The sequence below is a fragment of the Spirosoma arcticum genome (assembly GCF_054779955.1).
In genome coordinates, this window is the sequence record NZ_BAAGXG010000007.1 from 362,466 (window position 1) to 387,622 (window position 25,157).

26 protein-coding genes are annotated in these 25,157 nt (G+C 52.2%); all 26 read right to left on the reverse strand.

The genetic code is table 11. The features are described 5' to 3' along the window. Nucleotides 1-230 precede the first annotated feature (230 nt). Nucleotides 231-1,901 carry a sensor histidine kinase gene (locus ACYVHB_RS18295; protein ID WP_461053216.1) on the reverse strand — a complete coding sequence of 557 codons (1,671 nt, stop codon included), beginning with the start codon at nucleotides 1,899-1,901 and terminating at the stop codon, nucleotides 231-233. 4 nt (nucleotides 1,902-1,905) lie between these two features. Next, nucleotides 1,906-2,919 (reverse strand): SpoIIE family protein phosphatase, encoded by a 1,014-nt coding sequence (locus ACYVHB_RS18300; RefSeq protein ID WP_461053217.1) that lies wholly within the window; start codon nucleotides 2,917-2,919, stop codon nucleotides 1,906-1,908. After that, nucleotides 2,912-3,340 carry an ATP-binding protein gene (locus tag ACYVHB_RS18305; protein WP_461053218.1) on the reverse strand — a complete coding sequence of 143 codons (429 nt, stop codon included), beginning with the start codon at nucleotides 3,338-3,340 and terminating at the stop codon, nucleotides 2,912-2,914. The genes ACYVHB_RS18300 and ACYVHB_RS18305 overlap by 8 nt, the downstream gene beginning before the upstream one ends. Next, nucleotides 3,318-3,716 (reverse strand): STAS domain-containing protein, encoded by a 399-nt coding sequence (locus ACYVHB_RS18310; RefSeq protein WP_461053219.1) that lies wholly within the window; start codon nucleotides 3,714-3,716, stop codon nucleotides 3,318-3,320. The genes ACYVHB_RS18305 and ACYVHB_RS18310 overlap by 23 nt, the downstream gene beginning before the upstream one ends. Before the next feature lie 12 nt (nucleotides 3,717-3,728). Then, entirely contained in the window at nucleotides 3,729-4,589 is an 861-nt protein-coding gene (locus ACYVHB_RS18315) for an STAS domain-containing protein (protein ID WP_461053220.1), read from the reverse strand. A gap of 273 nt (nucleotides 4,590-4,862) precedes the next feature. Beyond that, nucleotides 4,863-6,068, reverse strand: a complete 1,206-nt coding sequence (locus tag ACYVHB_RS18320) for an alpha/beta hydrolase family protein (protein ID WP_461053221.1) — start codon at nucleotides 6,066-6,068, stop codon at nucleotides 4,863-4,865. A gap of 415 nt (nucleotides 6,069-6,483) precedes the next feature. Further along, nucleotides 6,484-8,448 carry a response regulator gene (locus ACYVHB_RS18325; RefSeq protein WP_461053222.1) on the reverse strand — a complete coding sequence of 655 codons (1,965 nt, stop codon included), beginning with the start codon at nucleotides 8,446-8,448 and terminating at the stop codon, nucleotides 6,484-6,486. A gap of 378 nt (nucleotides 8,449-8,826) precedes the next feature. Beyond that, entirely contained in the window at nucleotides 8,827-10,257 is a 1,431-nt protein-coding gene (gene ftsZ / locus ACYVHB_RS18330) for a cell division protein FtsZ (RefSeq protein ID WP_461053223.1), read from the reverse strand. Between the two features lie 86 nt (nucleotides 10,258-10,343). Beyond that, complete coding sequence (gene ftsA, locus ACYVHB_RS18335) at nucleotides 10,344-11,738, reverse strand: cell division protein FtsA (RefSeq protein ID WP_461053224.1); 1,395 nt, start codon at nucleotides 11,736-11,738, stop codon at nucleotides 10,344-10,346. After that, on the reverse strand, nucleotides 11,735-12,508 hold the full coding sequence (locus ACYVHB_RS18340; RefSeq protein ID WP_461053225.1) for a cell division protein FtsQ/DivIB: 774 nt from the start codon (nucleotides 12,506-12,508) through the stop codon (nucleotides 11,735-11,737). Before ACYVHB_RS18340 ends, ftsA begins: the two co-directional genes overlap by 4 nt. A 37-nt stretch (nucleotides 12,509-12,545) precedes the next feature. Next, on the reverse strand, nucleotides 12,546-13,931 hold the full coding sequence (murC, locus tag ACYVHB_RS18345; RefSeq protein ID WP_461053226.1) for a UDP-N-acetylmuramate--L-alanine ligase: 1,386 nt from the start codon (nucleotides 13,929-13,931) through the stop codon (nucleotides 12,546-12,548). Between the two features lie 70 nt (nucleotides 13,932-14,001). Then, entirely contained in the window at nucleotides 14,002-15,093 is a 1,092-nt protein-coding gene (gene murG, locus ACYVHB_RS18350) for an undecaprenyldiphospho-muramoylpentapeptide beta-N-acetylglucosaminyltransferase (protein ID WP_461053227.1), read from the reverse strand. An 85-nt stretch (nucleotides 15,094-15,178) separates the two neighbouring features. After that, a complete protein-coding gene (locus tag ACYVHB_RS18355) occupies nucleotides 15,179-16,300 on the reverse strand; it encodes an FtsW/RodA/SpoVE family cell cycle protein (RefSeq protein ID WP_461053253.1) in 1,122 nt (373 codons plus the stop codon). A gap of 56 nt (nucleotides 16,301-16,356) precedes the next feature. Beyond that, complete coding sequence (gene murD, locus ACYVHB_RS18360; RefSeq protein ID WP_461053228.1) at nucleotides 16,357-17,709, reverse strand: UDP-N-acetylmuramoyl-L-alanine--D-glutamate ligase; 1,353 nt, start codon at nucleotides 17,707-17,709, stop codon at nucleotides 16,357-16,359. 90 nt (nucleotides 17,710-17,799) lie between these two features. Continuing rightward, complete coding sequence (gene mscL / locus ACYVHB_RS18365; protein ID WP_461053229.1) at nucleotides 17,800-18,132, reverse strand: large conductance mechanosensitive channel protein MscL; 333 nt, start codon at nucleotides 18,130-18,132, stop codon at nucleotides 17,800-17,802. A gap of 108 nt (nucleotides 18,133-18,240) precedes the next feature. After that, complete coding sequence (locus ACYVHB_RS18370) at nucleotides 18,241-19,191, reverse strand: DUF3078 domain-containing protein (RefSeq protein WP_461053230.1); 951 nt, start codon at nucleotides 19,189-19,191, stop codon at nucleotides 18,241-18,243. 46 nt (nucleotides 19,192-19,237) lie between these two features. After that, entirely contained in the window at nucleotides 19,238-20,062 is an 825-nt protein-coding gene (locus ACYVHB_RS18375; protein ID WP_461053231.1) for a mechanosensitive ion channel family protein, read from the reverse strand. 15 nt (nucleotides 20,063-20,077) lie between these two features. Further along, a complete protein-coding gene (locus ACYVHB_RS18380; RefSeq protein ID WP_461053232.1) occupies nucleotides 20,078-20,272 on the reverse strand; it encodes a hypothetical protein in 195 nt (64 codons plus the stop codon). Between the two features lie 9 nt (nucleotides 20,273-20,281). Continuing rightward, nucleotides 20,282-20,893: an RNA polymerase sigma factor gene (locus ACYVHB_RS18385; protein ID WP_461053233.1), complete on the reverse strand. Its 612-nt coding sequence runs from the start codon at nucleotides 20,891-20,893 to the stop codon at nucleotides 20,282-20,284. Between the two features lie 155 nt (nucleotides 20,894-21,048). Further along, nucleotides 21,049-21,600 carry an RNA polymerase sigma factor gene (locus tag ACYVHB_RS18390; protein ID WP_461053234.1) on the reverse strand — a complete coding sequence of 184 codons (552 nt, stop codon included), beginning with the start codon at nucleotides 21,598-21,600 and terminating at the stop codon, nucleotides 21,049-21,051. Nucleotides 21,601-21,742: 142 nt separating this feature from the next. Beyond that, nucleotides 21,743-22,576, reverse strand: a complete 834-nt coding sequence (gene tsf / locus ACYVHB_RS18395; protein WP_461053235.1) for a translation elongation factor Ts — start codon at nucleotides 22,574-22,576, stop codon at nucleotides 21,743-21,745. A gap of 153 nt (nucleotides 22,577-22,729) precedes the next feature. After that, on the reverse strand, nucleotides 22,730-23,572 hold the full coding sequence (rpsB, locus tag ACYVHB_RS18400; protein WP_461053236.1) for a 30S ribosomal protein S2: 843 nt from the start codon (nucleotides 23,570-23,572) through the stop codon (nucleotides 22,730-22,732). A 171-nt stretch (nucleotides 23,573-23,743) separates the two neighbouring features. Beyond that, complete coding sequence (gene rpsI / locus ACYVHB_RS18405; RefSeq protein WP_461053237.1) at nucleotides 23,744-24,130, reverse strand: 30S ribosomal protein S9; 387 nt, start codon at nucleotides 24,128-24,130, stop codon at nucleotides 23,744-23,746. An 11-nt stretch (nucleotides 24,131-24,141) separates the two neighbouring features. Next, complete coding sequence (rplM, locus tag ACYVHB_RS18410) at nucleotides 24,142-24,585, reverse strand: 50S ribosomal protein L13 (protein ID WP_461053238.1); 444 nt, start codon at nucleotides 24,583-24,585, stop codon at nucleotides 24,142-24,144. 147 nt (nucleotides 24,586-24,732) lie between these two features. Further along, nucleotides 24,733-24,972 (reverse strand): hypothetical protein, encoded by a 240-nt coding sequence (locus ACYVHB_RS18415; protein WP_461053239.1) that lies wholly within the window; start codon nucleotides 24,970-24,972, stop codon nucleotides 24,733-24,735. After that, a complete protein-coding gene (locus ACYVHB_RS18420) occupies nucleotides 24,950-25,141 on the reverse strand; it encodes a hypothetical protein (RefSeq protein WP_461053240.1) in 192 nt (63 codons plus the stop codon). Before ACYVHB_RS18420 ends, ACYVHB_RS18415 begins: the two co-directional genes overlap by 23 nt. Nucleotides 25,142-25,157 lie beyond the last annotated feature (16 nt).

Sequence of the window (25,157 nt, forward strand, 5' to 3'; positions counted from 1 at the left end):
ATTATTAGTTCGGGATCTGATTCGTCTTTTAAAGCCAATCTATTATCATAAGTCTTTGACTATCAAACATCTACTTTAAAGCGAAGCGAACGACCTGCGTACGTCCAGGGCAGGATTCTGGCTCTCGATTGAAGCCGGAGAAGATGGGCTGAAAACGTCGTCGGCGAACGCATTTATCAGTTCACAACTTCAGTTGTGGATACAGGAATTTGGGGTTCGGTTCGGCTTATTTACTCCACTGGCAGATACACCCGGAACGTAGCTCCCCGGCCGGGCTGACTCTGAGCAGTCAGGTAACCGCCGTGATTATCAACAACTTTCTTGCAAACCGCCAGCCCGATGCCGGTACCCGCAAATTCGGTACGGCTGTGCAGCCGCTGGAACAAATTAAAAATCCGGTCGACGTACTTCTGCTCAAAACCAACCCCATTGTCCTGTATGCTGATGCTCAGATAATTGCCCAGCGCATTGGGATACAAGGTCTGCATTTGCCCCGGCGTCAGCAGCGACGCACTAATCTGAACGGACGGAATGCGGTCGGGCGGGGTAAATTTAAGGGCATTGCTAAGCAGATTTTGAAACAACTGCCGGAGTTGAATGGCGTTGCCCCGAACGGCGGGCAGTGGCCCCACATCAATCGTTGCCTGCCGGTCACTAATGGCCGTTTCCAGATCACTCAGTACCTCGTTCAGCAAGGGGTTCAACGGCACCGGCCGAAATGAGGGCTTTTCGGTATTGAGTCGCGAGTAGGCCAGCAACCCCCGAATCAGCTCCTGCATCCGCCCCGTAGCGCCCTGCATCCGCCGAATGATATCCTGCGCAGCCGGGTCAAGAGCCGGACCATATTGATCGGCCAGCATGGTGCTGAACGCCTGTATTTTACGCAGCGGCTCCTGCAAATCGTGACTGGCTACGTAGGCAAACTGCGATAGTTCGGTATTACTGCGGCTAAGTTCGTCGTTGTTGACAGTTAATTGCTGCCAGTTACTTTCTAACTGATTTTGGGTCTGGCGTAGTTCTTCGTTGTCGCGCATGGTCTGTGCGATTACTTTCTGCACGTTGATGTCGGCCATGAATCCATTCCAGTGCAGCAGTTGCTGGGCCGCGTCGCGCAGGGGCGTGGCCGACACCAGATGCCATACGTACTCATCGGTTTGCCCGCGCCGGATGCGCCATTCGCCCTGAAATGGCAAGCCCGTTGCTACACTGTCGGCCCAGGCCATCCGCACGGCTGATCGGTCCTCGTCGTGGTAGATGCTGAACCATCCTTCGCGGTTCAGTTCCACCAGTGTTTTGCCCGTAAATGCCGTGAAGCCCTGGTTAACGTACAGCAATTGATTGTTGGGAGTCAGCGAAAAAATCAGCAGGGGGAGTGAGTTGGTCACCTGCCGATACTGCTGCTCACTCAGCCGCAGGCGCTCGGCTAACTCCTGCAATTGGCTGTTCTTGCGCTTTATATCGTCGTAGGGCGTAGCGGGGGGTTCGCGGTTGAATTGCCGCTTCCAGCCGTCGATACGAACTGTACTGACCGATTTAAAGTCGGACAGTGTGCAGAACAAACTAATGCTGGTGCCCTGATCCGTCACCGACACCGTTAGGTCATCAACTAACCGACGGGCGTAGCTGAGAGCGCCGTCCGACACCTCGGGCCGGTAGCGACGGCGGTCTTTAAGTTGCGCCATTAGCTGCCAGCCGCGTTCATCATCCGTATTGATACCCAACACCAGCGAACCCCGCCCGCCGTCGGCGAGTGCCAGCCGCGCCACTTCCGACACGGCCGTGGCGAAGGTCGTTTGGGCAGCTAATGATAAACCGGTGACTTCGGCCAGCTTCATACTGCGTTTATGGACCAGAATCAGGTCCATTTCGTTATCTAAGTTGAGCTTCGTCAGTTCTTGCATACCATCAATAAATCCGGGCAACGGCAACCGACATATCGTCGGTTTGGCGACCGTACTCTTTATATATAGCGGCTGCCAGCACCATGGGGTCATAACGGCCTGCGTTTGGATACCGGGTGGGGTTCCAGCGGGTCTGAATGCCATCCGATGCCATCACCAGACACTGACCCGGTTCGTAAGGCAATTCGTGTTCCTGAAGGACTCGGGGCATATTATACCCCAGAATACCGTTTTGGGCCGCGTAGCTTTTGATGTAACTGCCTCCGCACAGTTGTGTTCGGATATTACCCACGCCACACAACATCCATTTGCGGGTGGCGAAATTAAAAACGGCGGCCGTGCCCACTAAACCACGCGTGCCAATAGCCGCCCGATGAATGGCCGTTAGCCACGCAGCCGGGCTATCGTCGCGCTGCTGTGCCATGGCCTGAATGGCCTGCCTAACCGCCTGATGCGCCGGGAGGCCGTGGCCCAAGCCATCGCCCAGAAACATACGCAGGGACGTAGTGGTTAGCTTGCAGTAAAATCCGTCGCCACAGGGCATCTGATCCACCTTCGATACGAGCAGTGCCTGAGCCGTTGCCGCCGGTGCCACGAGGAGTCGCTTAGGAGGCACGGGAAATACCCGTACCAGACCAATGGTTCCCCGGCCCGGCAGCGAGTAGAGCTGAAACAGATCCGCCAGCCGCCCAATGGCCCCCAGCCCCTGTCCCAGCGATCCACCCGTCGACATGCCGTCTATCATCATCCGGGCCGGATCGACCATACCGGGTCCGCTGTCGGCACTGATAAGTTCGATACCGGCGTTAACGGGATTCGGTATTACCCGCACCAGCAGTTCACCCGCCTGGGCGTACTTTACCAGGTTGGATGTCAATTCAGCGATGATAATGTCGAGTTCACTCAGCCGGGCCGACGAAAACCCCAGGCCACCCGCCAGCGCCCGAACATCGCGTTTTATGATGGACACGTAGCTGCGATCAACAACGGGATACGAACGATGGAGAGAATTAGCCATTGGCCCATTTAAGTATAGTGACCGTTGTTCCTTCGCCCACCGTACTGGTCAGGCAGAATGCATCGGACAATCGTTTGGCACCGGGCAAACCTAACCCCATGCCCCCCCCGGTTGAGTAGCCGGATTGTAACGCCTGATCAACATCGGTGATACCCGGCCCCTTGTCGGTGAAGGTGAGCCGGATTCCGTTTTTCAAACCCTGCCGAATGCTTTCGAGCTGCGCCATGCCTCCGCCCCCGTGCAGGAGTACGTTGCGGGCCAGTTCGCTGGCGGCCGTGCTGAGTTTAGTTTGGTTGAGGACGCTCATACGGATTAGTAACGCCTGCTGACGAATACGATTTGTGAGTTGAATCACATCGCTCTGCTGCCGAATTGGGAGATCTTCGCTGGCCGTTACGTCAATCGTCGGTTGGTTTGGCATCGTCGCTGACCGCGTAGGCGGCTCCTGTTTTAGTGCGTAACAGGTCGATGCCTTTTTCCATATTCAGCGCCGTGTGGACCCCCGTCAGGGGCAAACCGAGTTCAACTAAGGTGATAGCTACGGCGGGCTGCATCCCAACCACAACGGTTTCGGCATCCAGAATCCGGGCCATGCTGGCAATGTTACTGAAGATGCGCCCCATGAATGAATCCACGATGGAGACGGCAGAAATGTCGATCAGGACGCCCCGAGCACCGGTTTGGGTGATCTGATTGATGAGGTCGGCTTCGAGATCGAGCGCCAGCCGGTCATACAAATCGACCTGAATGGTGACCAGTAAATACTGGCCCATTTTCAATATTGGAATGCGATCCATAGGTCCGTGCGTTTAAAACGAAGGAACACCGGCTTTACCCACCTCGATGCGTAGTGTTTTGAACGCGTGCTTAAGGGCGCTGGCCAGCGTTGCTTTGGTAACGACGTGCGACAGGTCAATACCGAGATGCACGATTGTTTGCGCAATTTCGGGCCGGATGCCGCTGATAATGCACTCAGCGCCCATCAGGCGGGTCGCGTTTACAGTCTTGATCAGGTGCTGGGCCACCATCGAATCCACCGTTGGCACGCCCGATATGTCTAAGATCGCGATGCCGCTGCCCGTCCGAACGATTTCCTGAAGCAGGTTTTCCATCACCACCAGCGCCCGGGAACTATCCAGTGTGCCAATCAGGGGCATGGCCAGAATGCCATCCCAGATCTGCACCACCGGCGTCGATATGTCGGTCATTTCGTCGGTCTGCCGCATGATAACCTCCTCGCGTCCCTGAATAAACGTCTCGAACGTAACGATGCCGAGGCTATCAACGAATTTACTGACCTGTAATATGCCGCTCAATAATTGTTCGGGCTGATCCCGGCGCTCGTGCTGGAGTACCTCCAGTAAGGCATCTTTGAGGCTGAAAATGTAGGTGCCTGTTTCGCGGGGGGTGAAACCCTGCCGGGCGCGTGACATGGAAACGCCCGTAAGCTGGTCGATGAGGGGACTCAGCGACGGCGCATCGGGCGTGCTCAGGGTGTCGTCGGTAATTGTATCGAACAGGCAGTCGAGGAATTCAGCCGACTGCACCCGGAGGTCATCGTTGCTCATCAGATCATCACGCAGACTGCCGTCGGCCAACTGATTTCGCATCCAGAGGGTGAGGATTTGATCTTTCTTTTGGCGCAGTGTGCCAGTGATCGAATTAGCCATTAATGTTGTTTTATTGCTTTCCAAATGTAGGCAATAGCCCTCATTTATGCCAATCCATGAGCACCGGTAATCTGAACACGTCCAAATTCACATTACACCAAACGGACCCACCAGCGAATTGAGCGAACCCGCCCAAAACGGACCAGCCTGTAAATGATGCCGAAACACCATCTACAGGCTGTACTTTGTCCTACTCAACTCAGGCTAAACCAGCAGCGCTGCCAACGGAGTTTGTTTAACATAGCATGAGAAAAACGGTGTTGAAAGAAACAATTACTGCACGGTTGTGAACAGCGTATAGGTGCCAATTAACCAGTCGGGAATCGTTTGCGCGTGCGTCTTACCGGTACTGGTAAATAACTGCACAGTTTGGCCCACACCCCGCGTCTGCATGGCCTCGTAGGCATTCTTCGAGTTCAGGTAGTACACCTGCGGATCGGCGTCTCCATGGTAGAGGTGCAGGGGCGTCATCGGCTTCCAGTCGTAGATGTCGTTGTCGGCTACCGCCTTCAGGAATGCCGTATCCGTACCGTTCAGGATTCCCGTTTTGAACGAATCGGTGAGCACCTGATCGAAGCTGACGTCGAGCGTCGCCAAGTGCCGTTTGGTCTGAATTTCGGTCAAATACGGTTCTTTAAAGTAGCTCGACAGTGGTCGGTTAAGTTTATAAAGCTGGTCGTAGGTCAGGAGCACCCACAAAAACGCCCGGTTCCACTGCGCCACACCGGCCGATTTTTGAGTGAGCAGTGCTTTCATAAACCTGGTTTTGTCGTAAGCCCCGGCTCCGCAGGACACCGCCCGGATGTTAAACTCGGTTGGCACATCATCCTGCATCTTTTTGTACAGCGACATGGTCGCATACCCACCCTCGGAGTAGCCGGTCAAATACAAACGCGAATCCCATTGAATGTCTTTATGGCTGCTGATGTACTCCCGTGCGGCCCGCAGCATGTCTAAGCTGGCCTGAGCCAGACTTGCCCGGTGTTCGTAGGTATGGGACAAATTTTTGGAAGCCCCAAACCCAATGTAGTCCGGGCAGGCAATGATGTAGCCGACAGAAGCGAATATGGTTGAATACTGGTAGGCCTCACTGCCCGGACCAAAGTTGGAAGGCGCGTCGGCATCATCGAAGATGGTGCCGTGTTGCTGACTAATCATGGGAACCGCAGTCGTCGTGTTGGGCACCAGCAGCAGACCCGATGCCTGAATAGCAGCCCCATCCCAGTTCGTTGTGTTGTAGACCAGCCTGACCACCGATATGCCCTGACGTAACAGCACCGCATAAATTGGATTCACGGCACTGGCCTGAGCCGCCAGCTGATCTTTGGTGAGTGTGGCTACGTTGGTGCTGCTAACTAAGTATTTATCAGCATTAGGCCGGAGGTCAGTAGTTTTGGATGTACAGCCCGCTACATAGAAAACAATAAAAAAAGCGATGGGTAACCAGCGCCGTACAGTAATGAAGTTCCGGGTAATCATTGATTTAGCGTAGTGAAGGTGGGAGAACTCTGACTATGGGCACGTTATGGTGAATGGACAAATTGGTTAAAGTGGCTGGTGCGTGGGTAAAAAGCGAAAAGCCGCAGGAGTTGGGTTCTTACGGCCAGTATCACCGAATTTATATGTGATGATACTGGCCAGTAAAGCGTCAACGAACCCGGCAACAACAAAACTTAAAAAAGAGGAAGGTTGACCTGTTCACAATAGCCGACTTGGTTCGTTGTTGGTGTGATTAATGAATATGCCCTGCCGGACCCGTCGCCAACCCATCAACTCATGACCAATCTGCTTACCGTTTGAGGTAGACAAAGGTTGATGGATTTTCCCTCAGGGACTATTACTATTGTTACCAAGGCTATCACTTATGGGTAATCGGGTGTGAAGGGCACCCCGGTTAGCTTTTTATGTAGTCCGTTGGAGTCTGCTGGTAGAACTCCCGAAAGACTTTGCTGAAATAAGATGGTGACTCAAAACCGACCAAATAAGCCGTTTCGGAGGCATTATGACCTAATCGCAACAGGTCAATCGCTTTGCGGAGCCGGTACTGGCGAATGAGTTCCACCGGCGACAGGTGCGTTAGGGTATGCACTTTCAGGTAGAGTGTTTTGCGGCTCACAGCCAGTTGTTCGGCCACCCATTCCACGCTTAGCGAAGAGTCGTCTAAGCGCTGGTCGACAAGCTGATAAAACCGACGCAGGAACTGATCGGGCAGGGATTGCAGCGGGGCAACTGCGTCGGGCTGGGCCAACTGTTGCCGGTACTGGTCGCGCAGGCGCTGCTGCCGGTTGAACAGGTTGCGCAGGCGCAGGTGTAATTCGCCGACGTTGAAGGGCTTGGTCAGGTAGTCATCAGCGCCGTAGGAGATGCCTTTTAACCGGCTATCCTGCTCAACGCTGGCCGTTAACAGAATGATGGCAATATGGTCCGTGACGGGGTCCGTTCTTAACTGCTCAATCAGCGCGTAGCCGTCCATGCGGGGCATCATCAGATCCGAGATAATCACATCCGGCAGTTCTTCTTTAGCCAGCACCCATCCTTCGTAGCCGTTGGCAGCCGCCCGAACGCGGTAGAGCGTGGCCAGTTCGGCAACGATAAACTCCCGGAGTTCGGCATTGTCTTCCACCACCAGCACTAAAGGTGTACTGCTGGACAGGCCCGGCTGCAGGGCGTTCGCCAATTCGTTGGGCCGCAGCGGAGGGTCGATGACCAAAGCCGGAGCAACCACCAACTGCACCTCAACGTAGCCGCTTATCCGCTCAACCGGAATATCGAGTAAAAAACGGGTGCCAGACGGCCCGGTGCCTTCCTCCGCCTGACTCTCTACCCGGATGCTGCCGCCCAGCCGGGTCGTTAACTCCCTCACCAGCGCCAGCCCAATACCACTACCCTCGTAGGGCCGGGTCCGGGCGTTGTCGACCTGGTAGAACCGGTCAAAAATGTGCGGCAGTTTATCGGGCGAGATACCAATACCGGTGTCGGCTACGGCCAACTGAGCACCCACCGGTGTTTGATAAAGGTCGACACTAATGGCTCCAGCGGGCGTAAACTTGATGGCGTTAGCCAGCAAATTGTAAAGGATCTTCTCCCATTTACCGGCATCGAACAGGTAGTTGCCCGGTAGCAAATCGGTTTGATACGTCAGCACTAAGCTTTTGATGTCGGCCGAGGGTCTGAACAAATCGACAATCTGCCCAACGAAGCCCGGCAAGTCACCCACTTCATTAACGAGACTCATTTGCTTGGCTTCCAGTTTATTAATATCCAGCAATTGATTAATCAGCCGCAGCAGTTGTCGGGCATTCCGGCGAACGGTGTCCAACTGCTGTTGATAGCGCGGGGGCAGGTCGGCAATTTCCAGCAGTTTATCAACCGGCGAAACGATCAGAGACAGGGGTGTTCGCAGTTCATGGGTGATGTTCGCAAAAAAGCGCGTCTTCATTTCGTCAACCGCCTTCAGTTCCACCGTTTCCCGCAACTGGCTCACGTAGCGCTTCGTCTTTTCGATGGTAACTTCGAGGTCTCCAAAGTTGATTGGCTTGGTGATGAAGTCGAACGCGCCCCGGTTCATTGCCGTTCGGATGTTGGCCATGTCTCCATACGCCGTTACCATCACCGTGCGCACAATGGGATTAATGTCGGGCAGTCGGGACAGCAGGGTAAGTCCATCCATTCCCGGCATATTAATGTCGCTCAGCACAAGGTCGATGTCCGGTTGCTGCTCCATAACGGTCAGCGCTTCGAGACCGTCACGAACAAAGACAAATTCGTAGGTATTGGCTTGAATTTGGTGCCTGAATCGTCTCCGGAACAGTTCTTCTAAATCAACTTCATCATCAACCAGTAAAATTTTTGTCTTCATCAGCCTATGTGCATTGGGGCAGGCGATTATACGCAATAAAAGAATAATTATGTAGCAGGTCACATTATAAATGAACAGAGTATTTGATTCTGCAAATTGGTTACCTACGCTCCTGATTTATTTCCTAAGAGTTAAACGGCGTGTAAGATTTACGGGACAGTAACGTTATTTTTGTTAGCTACCTCCCCTTTAAATTCATCAACCTGCAAAATTCAACTGTACTCATAGACATGTTCCTTTGGTTGGGGCAGACCGGATATGACGCCAATCGAAGTTATCGCAGCGTACATGATTCTATGAAGCTTACTACGCAAATAAGAAGGGGCTTTCGTAATGAAAGCCCCTTCTTATTTGCGTAGTACCTATCAGGTTCTGTAACTAATCGTTTAGCCGAGAGCGAACAAATTCTTGTTCGGGAAGCATCGGCAGCGCATAGAGCAGCGTTTTGTTTCGCTCAAACGTCGGTCGGTCAAGTTCCGCCGGTATGTGAGGTGCCTTAACGAAGGCTTCTACCGTGCGCCTGATTAAGTCCATGTCGCTGGGGCGCTCCTCATAGTCCATAACCAGCGTATCGCCGTCGTCCGTTGGCTCTGGCCGCACGCCCGAGCCTGGCGTCGAATCCGGCCGGATAATCGTAATGTTGCTACTGGGACCGGTCATGGTTGTTTCCTTTTCCTGAACCTGATCCGTTATCCCATCCGGCAGGGTATCAACGCCATCCAGTACCGGTTCATCGGTCGGCTCTTCCTCACTGAGCTCATCCTTCGGCAAGTCTATTGATAAGCCAATGTCCACGTTGTCTTCTGGATCGATCGTTCGTTTGAGTTGATCCATCAACGTGCTGGTTCCGTCAAAGCCGGCCGCAATGATCGTAACCCGTAGGCTGTCCTTCAGTCCTTCGTCGGTGATGGCACCAAATTTAAACATCCGGGCTTCGGCCTGAATTTTTTTGGCGACGTGTTCCGAAATGGACATCTGTTCTTTCAACAGCATAGCGTGCTCCTTGCTCGACGAAATCGTGAGCAGGATGCGTTTGGCGCCCCGAATGTCGTGGTCGTTGAGCAGCGGAGAGTTCAGGGCAGCTTCAATGGCCCGAAGTGCACGGTCTTCACCCGCAGCCTCGGCCGATCCCATCACCGATTGACCCGCCTGCTCGAGTACTTTTTTGACGTCGGCAAAGTCAGCGTTGATGTCACCCTGCGTCGTAATAATTTCGGCAATGCTTTTCACGGCATTGGCCAGCACGTCGTCGGCGTGGGCGTAGGCTTCCGTCCATGTCAACTCACTATACAGTTCGGCTAATTTGTCGTTTAGCACAACCAGCACTGTATCGCAGCTCTTCTTTAGTTTCTCAATACCTTCGCGGGCCTGCTCTTTTTTGTCCGTGCCTTCGTACCAGTACGGGGCCGTTACAACGGCCACGGTCAGCAATCCCATTTCGCGGGCTACCTCTGCCACGACCGGGGCCGCCCCGGTGCCGGTACCACCGCCCATACCGGCCGTAATAAACACCATTTTGGTAGGTGGAGCCAGCAGATCCCGAATCTCGTCGATGCTGGCGCGGGCGGCATCCTCACCCGCTTTGGCTTCGGTGCCTGCCCCTAATCCATCGCCCAACTGAAGCTTGTTAGGCACGGGGTTGCTCATCAGGGCCTGCCGGTCGGTGTTGCAGACGGCGAAGTCCACATCCTTCATCTGCATGTTGTGCATGTGCTTGACGGCATTGCCGCCCATGCCACCCACACCGACAACCTTAATTATAATTGGATTTTTATCCTGTACCTCGAATCGGTAGCCCTGACTAAGCATTGTGTAAGTCTGTGATGTCTGTTTGTTGTCCAATAACGTCTAAATGCAAGTAAACCGGCACGGGGCCGGTCTCCCCTCACGGGTCATTAATAAGGGTCGGTTTCATTGCCGCGAATGGGTTTGGTTACACGCCGGAGCCATCCCATTAATCCGTTTTCTTCGGGTTCTTTTTCAGGGGTTTTATGGCGGGTACCCGATGCCGGTGGGCTGTAGGCCGGACGAGTAACCGGTGGGCTTTGGCCTTCGTCAACGGTAGTGCGGGTGGGGTCGCTGATGAATGATATCCGGTTGTCGATGGTCTTGTAACCGGCCCAAACCAGTCCCACGGCCGTGGCGTAGGCCGGGTCGCCCACTAAGTCGGCGCGGCCATTGGGTTCGAGGTGCTCAGGATACCCTACGCGTACCTCTTCTACGCCCGTTACGCGCCCAAAAATCTGCTCCACTCCCGGAACGAGGGCCGTTCCACCCGTCAGCACCAGGCCACCCAGCAGTTTACCTTCGTAGCCCGACCGAATAATTTCAGCCTGCACTAAAGCAGCTATTTCGCGCAGGCGGTCCTCCATAATGAGCGCCACGTTTTTCAACAATACATCTTTGGGCTTGCGGTTGCTCAATCCTGGCACTGCCACAACAACGTTGAGGTTAAACTCGGCGGGATTAGCACTGCCAAACCGTTTTTTCAACTGCTCGGCCTGATTCGGCAGGATTTTACACCCCGCCTGAATGTCAGCCGTCAGGCTATTACCCGCCCACGGAAACACGGCCACGTGCCGCAGAACGTTGCGGTAATAGATGGCCATTTCGGTCGTGCCACCGCCAATATCCACAATGGTAACCCCCGCGTATTTTTCTTCGTCGGTTAGTACGGCCAACCCGGATGCCAGGGCCGACAGCATCATAGTTTCCTGCTGTAAGTTGTTGCGGTCAATGCACTTACGGACGTTACGGGTCGCGTTCGACTGAGCCGTAATCAATTGAAAATCAGCCCCCAGTTTAACGCCGTTTCGACCAACGGGCTGCTGTACATTGGTTTCATTGTCGACCACGAAATCCATGGGCAGGGCGTGCACAATCTCCTTGTCGGCCGGGATGGACGAGCGATTTCGGTACATATCGCTCACCAACTGGTCAATGTCTTCGATCTGCACCTCATCGCCCGACGACGAGCGCGTGATATTACCGCTCGCTTTGATCGACAGCACGTGCGATCCGCTGAAGCTGACGTTGACTAAATGAATGTTCGTATTCGACTGATTTGCCGCTTCCGTCACGGCCCGCCGGATGGCATTGACCGTGTTATTAACGTTGACAACGGACCCTTTGGCAACGCCGTCGGTCAGTTGCGTTTCGCCCACGCCCAGCACTTCGAGCGTTTCCTGATCCTTGCTATTTCGGACCACCCGGCCCGCCACCGCACACACTTTCGTGCTGCCGATGTCTAAACCAACCACAATTTTATCGTCAACTCCTACAGTCGTCATTCGCACACGATTTGATTTCGATATTGGACGCTCACCCGGCTGTATCGGCTCCAATTTTTCGCCGGTAAAACGTCCGTATAAAACAGTTTCAACTTCCTAAACTTAGCCTCCAGATCGACCGGTGGCCCAAACTCGATCCGATGGTTGCCTAACTGGGGCCACATGGTCACATCTCCCTGCTCATCAACCGACAACTCGGTAATTTGCGCCCGCCAGAACGGATCGTCCTGAATCTGTTTCAGCAGCGTCAGCAACGGTTGATTGCGGGCACTCGCCAGCGACCGGTTTACCGCAAAATAACGACCCGTCAGAATCGGAACCCGAGCCGAATAATTCATCGAAATTGGAAAAAATACTCCTTTTTCACCCACATATTGCCCTTTTACCGACCGCACGCCATCGCCCGAAGCAAGCAGCCGGGCCACCGGACGCGGCTGCTCGATTGTGACGAGTAAATTACCCGACAAGTCACGCGATACCTGACACGTTTGCACTAAGCCATGCTGGCGTAACCGCGTTTCGAGCCGACGAAAATCCACCTCCGTGTAGGCCTTACCGATAACTGGGTCGGCACCTTCGTTGGTCAGATACCCCGACACATCGCGCTTCGTCAAAAACTGGTGTCCGTCCACCTGACTGAGCCGGACGACTACCGCCCGAACCCGCTTCTGACCGTGGCGTATTTCGGTGAAAGCAATCAGACTTAACAAGCCAAATAGCCCACCAATCGCGAACAGCCAGTTTCTGATTAATTTAAAGGTAGAGAACATCCGTAAATAAGCTGAGTGAATGTACAGATATTTTTATCTATTGGTATTTTAATGCGTCTTTTAATGTTGGAAGCAGTTGGTCAATATCGCCCGCTCCAATGGTTACAAGCAACGAAGGCCTCATTTTTCGCACAACGCCGGGTAGTTCAGCTCTGGTACACTGCTGCTTTGTTTTTGATTTAATAGACCTGAAAATTAATTCTGAAGTAACGCCTTCCATGGGTAATTCGCGGGCCGGGTAGATATCCAGCAGCAACACATGGTCGGCAAGAGAAAGACTTTCGGCGAAGCCATCGGCGAAGTCGCGCGTCCGGCTGAACAAGTGAGGCTGAAAGATTGCTGTCAGTTCCCGGTCGGGATACAGTGCTTTTACCGACGACAGAAAGGCCGTTACCTCCGCCGGGTGGTGCGCGTAATCGTCGATTAGCACGGCACGGTCCGTTTTAAGCACGTACTCAAACCGACGACGCACCCCCCGGTAGCTGTTCAGGGCCGACCGAATGGCGGTTGGCGATACCCCAAGTTCGAGGGCAACGGCTCCCGCTACCACGGCATTTTCTACATTATGAAATCCAGGAACGGCTAATTTTATATCAGCAACGGTGTCATTTCCATACACTAAGTCAAAAACAAACGTGGCGTCCTCAATGCGCAGGTTTCGACTGTAGAAGTCCCCTTCCTGCAACGCATACTCCCGAACGACGGCTTTTGTTTGCCCGGCCAGTGCCAATCCTTTTTTCATGAACAGAACGCCCCCCGGCTCAATTTGACTGACGAACAAACCGAACGATTCCAGAACGGCATCGTGAGCACCGTAGATGTCGAGGTGATCGGCATCGGTCGAGGTCACAATAGCAATTTGGGGAAACAGCGTCAGAAACGACCGGTCGAACTCGTCGGCTTCGACCACGCACACCACCGACCGCAGGTCCTGAGCGGGTTCGTTGAGCAGGAAGTTGGTGCCGTAGTTGTTGGTGATGCCCCCCAAAAAAGCGGCACAGTTAACGCCCGCATCGCGCAGGATGTGCGCCACCATCGATGAGGTGGTTGTTTTGCCGTGCGTACCGGCTACGGCTACCGTTCGCATCTGCCCGGCCAGCAGGCCCAGCACCTGCGACCGCTTTTGCAGCACAAACCCCGCTTCGGTAAAATAAATGTATTCGGCGTGGGTTTTGGGTACGGCGGGGGTATAAATGACGAGTGTCTGGTCGGGATTTTGGCGGAACTGAGCCGGAATATGGGTTACATCGTCCCTAAAGTGAATGGCCATGCCCTCGGCTTGCAGCGCGTCGGTCAGGGCAGTGGGCGTTTTGTCATACCCCGCAACCGCATAGCCGTTCACCCCAAACCAGCGGGCCAGGGCGCTCATACCAATGCCGCCGATGCCCAGAAAGTAAATGTGTTTGAATTGATCTAACGTCATAGTCGGTCAGTGCCAGCCTTTGGCTGTTACGTTTCTATTTTGCGCATTTTGGGGTAACAGCAGGATGCTGTTACTGACCTAATTTCAGTACCTCTTGCGCAATGTCGCGGGCGGCATCGGGTTTCGCTAATGCTTTGATTTGTGTGCTTAGCCGTTGCTGCTGCGGGCCATTATCAAGTAGGTTCAGCGCAATCGTTATGAGTTCGTTGCGGGCGTCCTGGTCACGCACTAAAATAGCCGCGTCACGGTCGACTAAGCTCATTGCATTTTTGGTCTGATGATCTTCCGTAGCGGCTGGAAACGGGACCAGAATGGCGGGACGGCCTACCAAACACAGTTCTGAAACGGACAATGCCCCCGCCCGCGACACCACAACATCGGCAACGGCGTAGGCTTTGTCCATATCGTAAATGAAATCATACGCCTTTATCAACGGGGAACCGACGGCGGCTACGGCCGTTCGCGCCCGCTCGATAAACGCAGGGCCAGTTTGCCAGATCACCTGAACGCCCGCATCCACAAACCGCTTCAGACCCATTTCTAAGCTCTCATTCAGCGTTCGCGCACCCTGACTGCCGCCAATAATCAAGAGCGTGGGTCGGCTGGACTCTAATCCGAAAAACGTCTGCCCGGCCTCCACCTGCTGATCGGCAAATTGAATATCGCTGCGGACGGGATTGCCGGTTAATTTGATTTTGTCGGCCGGAAAGAACGCGTCCATTCTTGGATACGCCACGCAGATGCGGGTAGCCCAGCGGGCCAGCACTTTATTGGTCAGCCCCGCGTAGGAGTTCTGTTCCTGAATGAGCGTTGGAATACCCCGGAGCGACGCGGCCAGCAGCAAGGGGCCACTGGCGTAGCCGCCCACGCCCACAGCGGCATTGGGCCGGAAGTCACGCACAATGCCCTGCGCTTTCAGGAAGCTCAGCCCCAGTTTGAGGGGGAAAGACAGGTTGGACAGGCTTAGTTCGCGTTTGATACCTACCACCGGAAGGCCAACGATTTTGTAGCCTGCTCTGGGCACTTTTTCCATCTCCATCTTGCCCTCAGCGCCAACGAACAGAATCTCGGTAGCCGGGTCCAGCACCTTCAACTCATTGGCAATGGCAATAGCCGGGTAGATGTGCCCGCCAGTTCCTCCTCCGCTGATGATTACATTCATTCAGTTTATGGTTTGTAGTTTGTGGTTTGTAGTTAGCTGACGCATTGCATACGCGTCAGCTAACTACAAACCACAAACCACGAACTTAAATCTTACTTTCATCCACCTCGTCGCGACTAACGCTTAATACAATTCCAATGGCTAAGCCGGTGAATATTAGCGATGTGCCGCCCATACTGAGCAGCGGTAACGGTTGCCCGGTTACCGGAGCCAGACCAATGGCGACACAGATACTGGCAAACGCCTGAAAAACAATGCTGAATGTTAATCCTGCCGACAACAGTCCACCAAAGGGCCGGGTCGCTTTCTGGAGGGTTTTCATGCCTCGCCAAAGAAACAGAATATACGCCAGCACCACGGGAATACCACCGAACAGCAACCCGTACTCTTCAACGATAATGGCGTAGATAAAATCGGAGAAAGGGTTCGGCAAGGTATTTCGCTGGTGGCTGTTGCCCGGTCCCTGTCCCTGCAAGCCGCCGTTGGCTAAGGCAATGTAAGACTGCTCAACCTGGTACAGAATCGTGTCGGAGTCCATGAAACTTTTCACCCGATTGGTAGCCGTGCCAAAGCGCTGGCCCACCATCAACGCCATACCGCCGAACAACACGCAAACCCCAATCATGTAAGCTAAGTACCGCACTGGTACCCGACCAATGTACATCAGCAGGAAGCAGGTTGCGGCCAGTAGCAACGCCGTCGACGTGTTAGAGAGAATGATGAGCGAACAGATGAGACCAATCCAGATAATCAGATTGAACAGCACACTGGGATCGCTCATGATCCGCTGCCGTTTAGCCAGCATGGCCGCCAGATTTGAGATCAGAGCCAGTTTAGCCAGATCTGACGGTTGAAACGTTTGATTGATAATCGGGATCGTGACCCAGCGCGACGCATCGTTCAGGTTCGTTCCCTTAAAAAATGCCCACAGCAGCAACGGAATCGACAGCCACAGCCCAAACTTCGACAACCGGGCGTAATAAACGTAGTTGATTCGGTGGGCGAAATACGTGCAGGCTAATCCCAGCAGCAGCAATGAGCCGTGCTTAAACAGGAAAGCCTCGGTGTTACCATCGAGTTCACGAAAGGCTTTCGTGCCTACTGCGCTGTACACAACCAGCACACTCATGATGGATAAGTACAGCACGATCCACCAGATTTGGCGGTCGCCTTTCAAATGCGTTTGAATCCAGTTGCGCAGGAACATGATTTCTAATGATGAATGATGAATGATGAATGATGAATGCGGTAGCTGCGCATTCATTATTCATCATTCATCATTAGGTTTCTAAGGGCTTCCTTGAACTGATTGCCCCGGTCCTCGTAGTTTTTGAACAGGTCAAAACTCGCGCAGGCGGGTGACAGCAGCACCACATCGCCCGGCTGACCCAATATCAGCCCCATAGCTACGGCCTCCCGAATATCCTGCGTTTCACGTATAGTTGATGGAATGCCACCAAAGTAATTGACTAATTTGTGGTTGTCGACGCCTAAACAAATGAGCGCCTTTACTTTCTGGCGCACCAGTTCATCAAGCTGGGCGTAATCGTTGCCTTTATCCTGGCCCCCGGCTATCCAGATGACGGGGGCGTCCATGCTCGACAGGGCGTAGAACACCGAATCGACGTTGGTTGCTTTTGAGTCGTTGATAAACTGAACGCCATTTATTATTCCGGCCGGTTCGAGCCGATGGGGAGCGTTCTCAAACGTCTTCAACCCTTCAATAATCGCTTCGCTCGAGACGCCTACGGATTGAGCCGCCAGCACGGCCGCCAGCATGTTAATGGCGTTATGCGGGCCGCGCAACGGGGTTTCGGTTTGTGGTAGTTGAAAAGTCTGTCCCCGGTTGTTAGCCCATAGCTGCCCGCCAGTAAAGTATGCTCCTTCTGAAACGGTGGTTTCGAGCGAAATGGGCAGGCGATTCACGGTCGGATTTCGCGTTGCCAGCTCATCGCGGATCGGCCCACTTTCGGCGAAATAAATGAAGTCGTCGGTAGGCCGGGCGTTTTGCAGAATCCGGAATTTAGAGTTTATGTACTGCTGAAAATTGTACTCGTACCGGTCGAGGTGGTCGGGCGTTATGTTGAGCAACACCATTACGTCGAGGTGCGTGTCGTACAGATCATCCAATTGAAAACTGCTTAGTTCGAGGGCAAAATAATCGAATGTGTCGTCGATAACCTGTTCGGCAAAGCTATGGCCTATATTACCCGCCAGCCCCACATTCAAGCCCGCTGTTTTGAGTAGGTGGTAAATTAATAGCGTAGTCGTTGTTTTTCCGTTGCTACCCGTTATGCCAATAAGTTTGGCTTTTGTGTGGCGGGCGGCAAACTCAATTTCGGAGATGACCGACGTACCCTGCGCCCGGAGTTGCTGAACCAGCGGCACCGTTTCCGAAATACCCGGACTTTTGATTACTTCGGTTGCCGCCAGAATCTGCTCTTCAGTATGCTGTCGTTCTTCAAACGGAATACCGGCGGCCTGTAACGTTGTCCGGTAGGTGTCAGTCAACGTTCCTTTGTCGGAGAGGAAGACGTCGTAGCCTTTGGCTTGTGCCAGCAAAGCCGCGCCTACGCCACTTTCGCCCCCGCCAAGAATTACTATTGTCGCTGCCATTGTCAACCGGTGTCATCGCAAAATAACGCATAAATAAAGAAGCCCCGACCATGAGCCAGAGCTTTTCTCGATAACTTTCTGCAATCTGGTTTATTCTTTGGGAGCCAGGGAATTCGACAGGCGAGCGCGGTTAGCGGCTTTCACAAGCAGAAAAATTACCCACGCAACAATCAGAAACTGAATGATGTTGTTCAGAAAATTACCATAACGAATGGCTACTTCGGGTGCCGTGCCAACGGCCTCTTTCAGCACCACCCTCCATTGGGTAAGATCTACTCCGCCCAGCGCCAGTCCGATGATTGGATTGAGAATGTCCTCAACCAACGAGTTTACGATTTTAGTAAACGCGGCACCAATGATGATGCCAACGGCCAGGTCGAGTACATTTCCTTGGGCAATGAAGGCTTTAAATTCATTCAACATAAAAATGGTTTGGTTTAAGTAAGAAAATACATTTGGGTAAGATGTGGGTAAGCTTTGAAAGGCATGTGGTAACTAAACAGGCACCAGACACGAACAAAGCGTGACCCGTTATTTTTTGCGAAACGTGCTCACGTTATACACCAGCCCAATGGCCAGCGTTTGTTGAAGCTGCCAAACGTCGATAAAGTCCTTGTCGAACAGGGCAATCACGCCAAACGTCGTGCTTAAGTATCGGCTCACTTTAGCCGTTAGAATCAGGTCGATGCGGTGGTCGATGGCGTCGAGCGTTTGATAATTGGCATACATGAGGTACTTGGCATTGATGCTGACGTTCTCGCTCAGGTTACGGGTTAGGGCAGCCTGTAGCTGAAGAGCCAGCCACTCGGTCCGCACCCGTTTGCCCGGTTCCACGCCATAGGCGGTTGCGTCAGGATTTCGCACGGGAATACCGGCCGCGTTTTCGCTGAAACGAACGCCCTGATCGCTCAGGAACGTGAAGCGGGGTGCGAATGGGCTGATACGTACCGCAAACCAGTCAGTCGGTTTGTAGGCGACACCCCAGGCAAACGTCAACTGCCCCAGTGCCAGAAAATTAGATACTTTAAACTGAGTCTGGCCCGTGCCAAGTCCTTCATACCGATAGCCTGTTGCAAAGAATGACGTGAATGTAGCAGACCCGAACAAATCGAATTTCGGCGCGATTTTATACCCAGCCACTGAATTTAGCAGGATCTGGTCGGCCGCTTTCCGGGTCGTGCCGCCTTGCGTGACAAAACCCAACTGTAGGTCGGCCGTGTTGTCCCACGACCACTTGTCTTTCTCGTACAAACCCCGTGCGGCAATGACTGCTCCCAGTGCTACCGAGTTAACGCCCCCACCCGTCCAGTTGCTAAACGACGCTTGGTTGAAGTTAATACCCCCGCTGAACGACCGTTGCCAGTATGACGTATCGGGTTTGACGGCAACCGTATCTTTAAAGTTGGTGACTACTGTCGAATCCTGCGCCAGCAGAGTACTGAAACTATTCCAGCAAAGCACTATACACACAATTCTTTTCATAATGTATGGGGGAAAATAGCCAACCTTTTGAAAAGCATTCACTTAATTAAAACACCTCCACTTTTTTCGTTTGCAGAACCTGAAGTGGAAAAACAGTCGTTGTCTCGCCAGTTTGCAGCGTCAGCGATGTGCTGTCAATTTTTAAAATCTGCCCCTTCGTATCATCAATCTGAATGGTTTGTCCCTCTTGGTACTTGTTTTTGGAGTAGAAAGACGATAACATGTTGGCCATCACATCGCGGGAGGCAATCCCATACCCGACGGCAAAGGCAAAGATGACACCACCAATAATCAGGTTGAAACTGGATTCGAGCAGCCCCGTATTCAAACCTGCCTGACGAAGGGCGTTAATCAGCGAAATAATCAGGAAAAAGAAAAACACGAGCGTTCCCAGCATCCGGCCCGCGCTGATGTTGAATGAGTTGCAGATACTAATGACAAACTGCTTCAGGCCTTCGGAGATAAACAGCCCGACAATCAGCATCACACCGGCCACTATGAGCTTAGGAATTAAGTTGGTGATTCCCAGCATTAGATCGGTGAGGGCAGCTACGCCCAGCATCTCAGCAGCCGCCGTGGCAAAAACAAGTGCGATAAAAAAATAAATCACCTGCGCCAGTATCGAACTGATCTTTATGTCGGTGTTCAGCTTTTTGACGAAGTCAATTTCATTCAGTTTTTCGCCAACTTTATCAACACCAATTTTACTCAGCACCGTTTTAATTATCGTCCGGATAAGTTTGGCGATAAGTAAGCCCACTATCAGGATAACAAGGGCGGTAATAAGCCGGGGAATGAAGTTAACTAACTGATTGATGAGACCAGTGACGATATTGGTCAGAATTTCCTGTAGGTTGGGTAAATTGTTCATAGGGTGTACCGAGAATCAAAGCCGGTTTTCTTCGTTGGGAATCAGTTCGCTGATGAAAGTGACAAAAACCGAAAAAATGTCGTACGCATACACCTCGACAACTTGCAGCGAGTTCCTGATCAGGTCAATCTCCGACACAATTTCGCCTTTCAGATTAGGCGGACAGGGAACGTCCGGTTCCAGTTGTTTAAACGGGTTAGTTGATTCCATAGGTTTGTGTCATCGAAAGGGCCATCGGAACGATAAAGCAGCCTTGATAGCGAGTAACAGCCAGAACACGGCACCTTCGAGGTAATATTTGCGTAGTTTGTCGCGTGACCGTTTCAGGCGCATCTTCACGGCGCTTTCGGTCATTCCATTGAACTGGGCTATCTCACGAATGCTTATGTCGTCCTGATATTTCATCAGAAGCATTGCTTGCTCATCGGCGGGGAGCTGCTCCAACGCCCGTTGTAATTGTTGAGATTCCAGCTCAGCAAGTTCAGTCAGTTCCTTGTCCTCATCGGCCTTGATATCCAGACGCTCCCAGCCTTCGTTCATGTACATTTCCCGGTGCACATGGGCAGATCGCAACTGATCGGTGCAGTAGTTATACGTTATTGAATACAACCAGGTCGAGAACTTAGCCTGTCCCCGAAAACTACCCAGTTTGACCACTAACTTCAAAAAGACGTCGTGCGTCAGGTCTTCAGCCCGAACGGGGTCCTTTGTAAATGACAGGCATTTTCGGTAGACTTTATCGCAATAGCGCTCGTATAACCGCTCGAAATAGGCATTCTGCTGCGTTTCGATATACAAGTTGACTAATTCTTCGTCCGAGAAATTATTCATGTGATGGAGTAGCGGCCAATAAGACTCAAATAAAGAAGAAAGTAACGGTAAAGCGCTGCAGTTTTTGTAAGCAAGCAAAAAGCCTGACGATCTGGTCAGGCTTTTGGTAAAATTAAGGACGTTTACTGTCTATGGAAACACTATCGCAGTTTATGCTACTGAGCGAGTATTTGCTGGTAATGATAGCGCAAATGATCCCGCGACCGTTTCAACCGCATTTTCACGGCACTCTCACTTACTGAGTAATAAGTTGCCAACTCTTTTATAGTCAATTCACTTTGATACTTCTGACGTAGTATCCCCTGCTCATCTATGCTCAGCTTACTCATTGCAAACTGAATCGACCGGGCTTCCGTCTCCTCCCGTTCGGCGGAGTCATCAACGGGGCTGATTAAACCTTCCCAGTTTCCATCCGACGTCACCTCTTTACGATGGTAAGGTAACTTTATCTGATCTGCACAATAGTTGCGGGTGACCGAATAGAGCCAGGTAGAGAATTTAGCTTGTCTCTTATACCCGTCTAATTTAGCGATCAGGCGTACGAATATGTCCTGGGTTAAATCTTCGGCCTGCATGGTATCTTTTGTAAACGACAGGCACTTCCGGTGGACCTTATTACAATAACGGGTGTAGAGTTGTTCGAAATAGTCGTTTTGCCGTGTTTCGAGGTAGTGGCTGACTAACTCTTCGTCAGTAAAATTCTGCATAATAAAGTATATTCGACAAAACCATTAACTGTGATCCTATATGTTAAATGTACGAACATATAATTGTTGCCGATTTAAACAAAATAAAAATACCCGACTGTAAGGCCGGGTATTTACTGAGCGGTAGGTTACTTACATCGATTTATCCAATTGAAACCCGTTTGAACGCAGACACTGTCAGACCTTTACTGGTTTTATTCAATAACTGCGCAATCGTCATCGAGTTATCTTTAACAAACTCTTGGTTCAGCAGTGTGTTCTCTTTGTAGAATTTATTGAGCTTACCCAGGGCAATTTTTTCGAGCATCGCTTCGGGTTTCCCTTCTTGGCGGGCCTGCTCTTTACCAATCTCAATCTCGCGCTCTACGATGGTTGCATCAACGCCGTCCTTGTCCAGCGCAACGGGCTTCATGGCCGCAATTTGCATGGCGATGTCCCGGCCTACTTCCGTTACGTCGGAGCCATTCGTGTTCGTCAAGCCAACCAGAACGCCTAATTTGCCATTCGAGTGTATGTAAGAAACAACTTTGTCGCCGGACACCGTCTCGAACGAAGCCACTTCAACTTTTTCGCCGATTTTGCCAATCAGGTCGGTGACGTGGTCCTGGAGGGTACGACCATCGGCCTGGGGTGTTGCCAGCAATGTCGCTTTATCGGTGGCATTGCTGGCAACGGCGGTGCTCATGACAGCCATCGCCATATTTTGAAAATCAGCCACTTTTGATACTGGCTCCGTTTCGCAGGCGAGTGCAATCACCTTACCGCTCTTTCCGTCTTCGCTTACGTGCGCCAGCACGATACCTTCGGCCGTTGCATTGTCAGCCCGTTTGTCGGCTATTTTCTGGCCCTGCTTCCGCAGCACCTCTTTTGCTTTTTCAAAATCACCATCGGCTTCGGTCAGGGCTTTCTTACAGTCCATCATGCCCGCTCCGGTCTCTTGCCGAAGTTTGTTTACATCAGCAGCAGTAATTGTCATGTTTGTACCTGTTTTCAGTTGTTAAATTTTCTCGATCAAACAATAGCCCATAGCAGTTGCTACGGGCTATCAATCTGGTTTGTAATTTGAGGGTTTGTGGTTGGCTAACGCCTTTGCGCGTCAGCCAAAAACCCTCAAACTACAAACCGAATACTACGCTTGTTCATCTTCAGCAACGGCGGCTGGTGAGCCGGTCGCTTCAGGCTGTTCATCAAGCTTCGCTTCGTCTTCGGCACGGGATTGAACAAGGTCTACCCCGCGCTTGGCTTCCTCCTCTTCCTGAACGCGCTGATCGTCTTTATCCTGCTTCCGCTCCATCAGGCCTTCTTCAATGGCCTTGCCGATGGCGAGTGTAATTAACGCAATCGACTTGTAAGCGTCATCGTTGGCTGGAATAGCAAAATCAACCTCTTCGGGATTCGAGTTCGTGTCGCACATGGCAAACACAGGGATACCTAAGCGGTGTGCTTCGGAAACAGCAATGTGCTCGCGCTTCACGTCGACCACAAACAGAGCGGCCGGTAAACGCGTCAGGTCGGCAATACCGCCTAAAACGCGCTCTAACTTCTCTTTGTCGCGGCTCCGGGTCAAACGCTCCCGCTTGGCAATGCTTTTGACGGTCTCCTCGTCTTTCAGCATTTTGTCCAGCGTTTGCATTTTCTTCAGCGACTTGCGGATCGTGGCGAAGTTCGTCAGCATTCCACCCTGCCAGCGGTCGGTGACGTACGGCATTTTCAGGCGACGTGCTTCTTCCGAAACGATCTCCTGTGCCTGTTTCTTCGTGGCTACGAACATCACTTTCCGGCCAGAGCGAACAATACCTTTGAGCGCGTTGGCGGCTTCGTCCAGCGAGGCCAGCGTTTTGTTGAGGTCGATGATGTGGATGCCGTTCTTTTCCATGAAAATATACGGAGCCATCCGGGGGTCCCACTTGCGCGTAAGGTGGCCAAAATGCACACCCGCGTCGAGGAGGTCTTTATATTCGATTTGTGCCATTTTTGAAAAATGAATAATGCAAAATTTTGAATGAACAAGTATGCAGCACCCCGCATCGGCATCATCTAAGCGCGGTCTGGACTATTTTAATGAATAATGATTAATGTAAAATGAATAATGGGGTTAGGTGACATTATTCATTCTCCATTGTGCATTACACATTGATAAAGATTAGCGTTTCGAGAACTGGAACCGCCGACGGGCTTTCGCGCGGCCGTATTTTTTGCGTTCGACCATCCGCGAATCCCGCGTCAGGAATCCTTCTTTCTTGAGGGCCGGACGGAACTCAGCGTTCATTTCAACCAGCGCACGGGCAATGGCCATACGCGTGGCTTCGGCCTGACCGGCAACCCCACCCCCGCGAACGTTGACTTTTACGTCGTAGCCACCCACACCGTTGATGGTCGAGAAAGGCTGGTTCAAGATGATCTGCAGGACTTCCGTTGGGAAATACTGTTTGTAGTCTTTTCCGTTTACCGTGATGGCCCCGCTGCCCGCCGACATGTAGATGCGGGAGATGGCAGTTTTACGGCGGCCAATGGTATTAATACGATCCATTCGTCTGGGACTTAAAATTTAACAACAGTGGGTTGCTGAGCCGCGTGGGGGTGATTGTCTCCCGTATAAACGTGCAGGTTGGTAAACAACCGCCGACCGAGCCGGTTCTTGGGTAACATTCCTTTCACGGCATGTTCGATAACGCGCTCAGGGTGCTTGTCGAGCATCTCGCGGGGCGTGGTAAAGCGCTGACCGCCGGGGTATCCCGTGTGGCGGACGTAAATCTTGTCAGTCATTTTCTTGCCGGTGAAGCGAATCTTGTCGGCGTTGATGACGATCACATTGTCTCCGCAATCAACGTGCGGGGTGAAGTTGGTTTTGTGTTTGCCGCGAATCAGGGCTGCAATCTGGCTGGCTAACCGACCAAGCACTTCGCCCTGTGCGTCAACCACAACCCATTCCTTCTGCACCGTTTCCTTGTTGGCAGAGATGGTTTTGTAACTGAGCGTGTTCACTATATTAAGGAGACTAATTAGTTGATTTTCACTTTTTTATCTGCGCAAAAACGCACCCATCCTCAAACGGGAGTGCAAATATAGGGGGTATGCGCCTGAAAAGCAACGGTATGGCAGGAATTTGGGCAGGTAAGGTCGGCGCAGGGATTACGACTTTACAACTAACATTTCATCATCGACCCGCTTTTTCAAATCAAGTACTCGTAGTTTTATCTGTTCGACATCGTCGGCAATGACTTGATTGATAAGTGAACGATCTTCTTTACTTAGCCGCGCATCCGAAGCACGAACGCGCTCCCAGAAAAGAACTTTTTCATCCTCATTTGTCAATGTCTGATACTCAGCCAGTTCACGCTGAATCTGCTCACTCATCTGTTGCTTGTTCATCTTCTTCCCGTATTTGCTTGTCGATTTCCAGTAGTAATTCCAGTAACTGATCGGTTGCACTCACGATTTGCTCGATGGGTCCTTCCTCAGTGCGACGCTTGTTGTAAAAATCAAGTATTGTTACCAATCCTTGCCGGTGCAGCAATAAAGCCTTCTTACGTTCGGTCATCTAAGTTACTAAAAAT

Bases quoted from the DNA above. Each gene is read 5' to 3' on its own strand.
- rpsB (WP_461053236.1), bottom strand. From the start codon at position 23,572: ATGGCACAAATCGAATATAAAGACCTCCTCGACGCGGGTGTGCATTTT.
- ACYVHB_RS18375 (WP_461053231.1), bottom strand. From the start codon at position 20,062: ATGAACAATTTACCCAACCTACAGGAAATTCTGACCAATATCGTCACT.
- ACYVHB_RS18340 (WP_461053225.1), bottom strand. From the start codon at position 12,508: ATGTTCTCTACCTTTAAATTAATCAGAAACTGGCTGTTCGCGATTGGT.
- ACYVHB_RS18295 (WP_461053216.1), bottom strand. From the start codon at position 1,901: ATGCAAGAACTGACGAAGCTCAACTTAGATAACGAAATGGACCTGATT.
- ACYVHB_RS18305 (WP_461053218.1), bottom strand. From the start codon at position 3,340: ATGCCAAACCAACCGACGATTGACGTAACGGCCAGCGAAGATCTCCCA.
- ACYVHB_RS18315 (WP_461053220.1), bottom strand. From the start codon at position 4,589: ATGGCTAATTCGATCACTGGCACACTGCGCCAAAAGAAAGATCAAATC.
- tsf (WP_461053235.1), bottom strand. From the start codon at position 22,576: ATGACAATTACTGCTGCTGATGTAAACAAACTTCGGCAAGAGACCGGA.
- murC (WP_461053226.1), bottom strand. From the start codon at position 13,931: ATGACGTTAGATCAATTCAAACACATTTACTTTCTGGGCATCGGCGGC.
- ftsA (WP_461053224.1), bottom strand. From the start codon at position 11,738: ATGACGACTGTAGGAGTTGACGATAAAATTGTGGTTGGTTTAGACATC.
- ACYVHB_RS18390 (WP_461053234.1), bottom strand. From the start codon at position 21,600: ATGCAGAATTTTACTGACGAAGAGTTAGTCAGCCACTACCTCGAAACA.
- murD (WP_461053228.1), bottom strand. From the start codon at position 17,709: ATGGCAGCGACAATAGTAATTCTTGGCGGGGGCGAAAGTGGCGTAGGC.
- murG (WP_461053227.1), bottom strand. From the start codon at position 15,093: ATGAATGTAATCATCAGCGGAGGAGGAACTGGCGGGCACATCTACCCG.
- ACYVHB_RS18310 (WP_461053219.1), bottom strand. From the start codon at position 3,716: ATGGATCGCATTCCAATATTGAAAATGGGCCAGTATTTACTGGTCACC.
- ftsZ (WP_461053223.1), bottom strand. From the start codon at position 10,257: ATGCTTAGTCAGGGCTACCGATTCGAGGTACAGGATAAAAATCCAATT.
- ACYVHB_RS18355 (WP_461053253.1), bottom strand. From the start codon at position 16,300: ATGTTCCTGCGCAACTGGATTCAAACGCATTTGAAAGGCGACCGCCAA.
- ACYVHB_RS18370 (WP_461053230.1), bottom strand. From the start codon at position 19,191: ATGAAAAGAATTGTGTGTATAGTGCTTTGCTGGAATAGTTTCAGTACT.
- ACYVHB_RS18320 (WP_461053221.1), bottom strand. From the start codon at position 6,068: ATGATTACCCGGAACTTCATTACTGTACGGCGCTGGTTACCCATCGCT.
- rpsI (WP_461053237.1), bottom strand. From the start codon at position 24,130: ATGGATCGTATTAATACCATTGGCCGCCGTAAAACTGCCATCTCCCGC.
- ACYVHB_RS18300 (WP_461053217.1), bottom strand. From the start codon at position 2,919: ATGGCTAATTCTCTCCATCGTTCGTATCCCGTTGTTGATCGCAGCTAC.
- ACYVHB_RS18385 (WP_461053233.1), bottom strand. From the start codon at position 20,893: ATGAATAATTTCTCGGACGAAGAATTAGTCAACTTGTATATCGAAACG.
- ACYVHB_RS18380 (WP_461053232.1), bottom strand. From the start codon at position 20,272: ATGGAATCAACTAACCCGTTTAAACAACTGGAACCGGACGTTCCCTGT.
- ACYVHB_RS18415 (WP_461053239.1), bottom strand. From the start codon at position 24,972: ATGAACAAGCAACAGATGAGTGAGCAGATTCAGCGTGAACTGGCTGAG.
- mscL (WP_461053229.1), bottom strand. From the start codon at position 18,132: ATGTTGAATGAATTTAAAGCCTTCATTGCCCAAGGAAATGTACTCGAC.
- ACYVHB_RS18325 (WP_461053222.1), bottom strand. From the start codon at position 8,448: ATGAAGACAAAAATTTTACTGGTTGATGATGAAGTTGATTTAGAAGAA.
- ACYVHB_RS18420 (WP_461053240.1), bottom strand. From the start codon at position 25,141: ATGACCGAACGTAAGAAGGCTTTATTGCTGCACCGGCAAGGATTGGTA.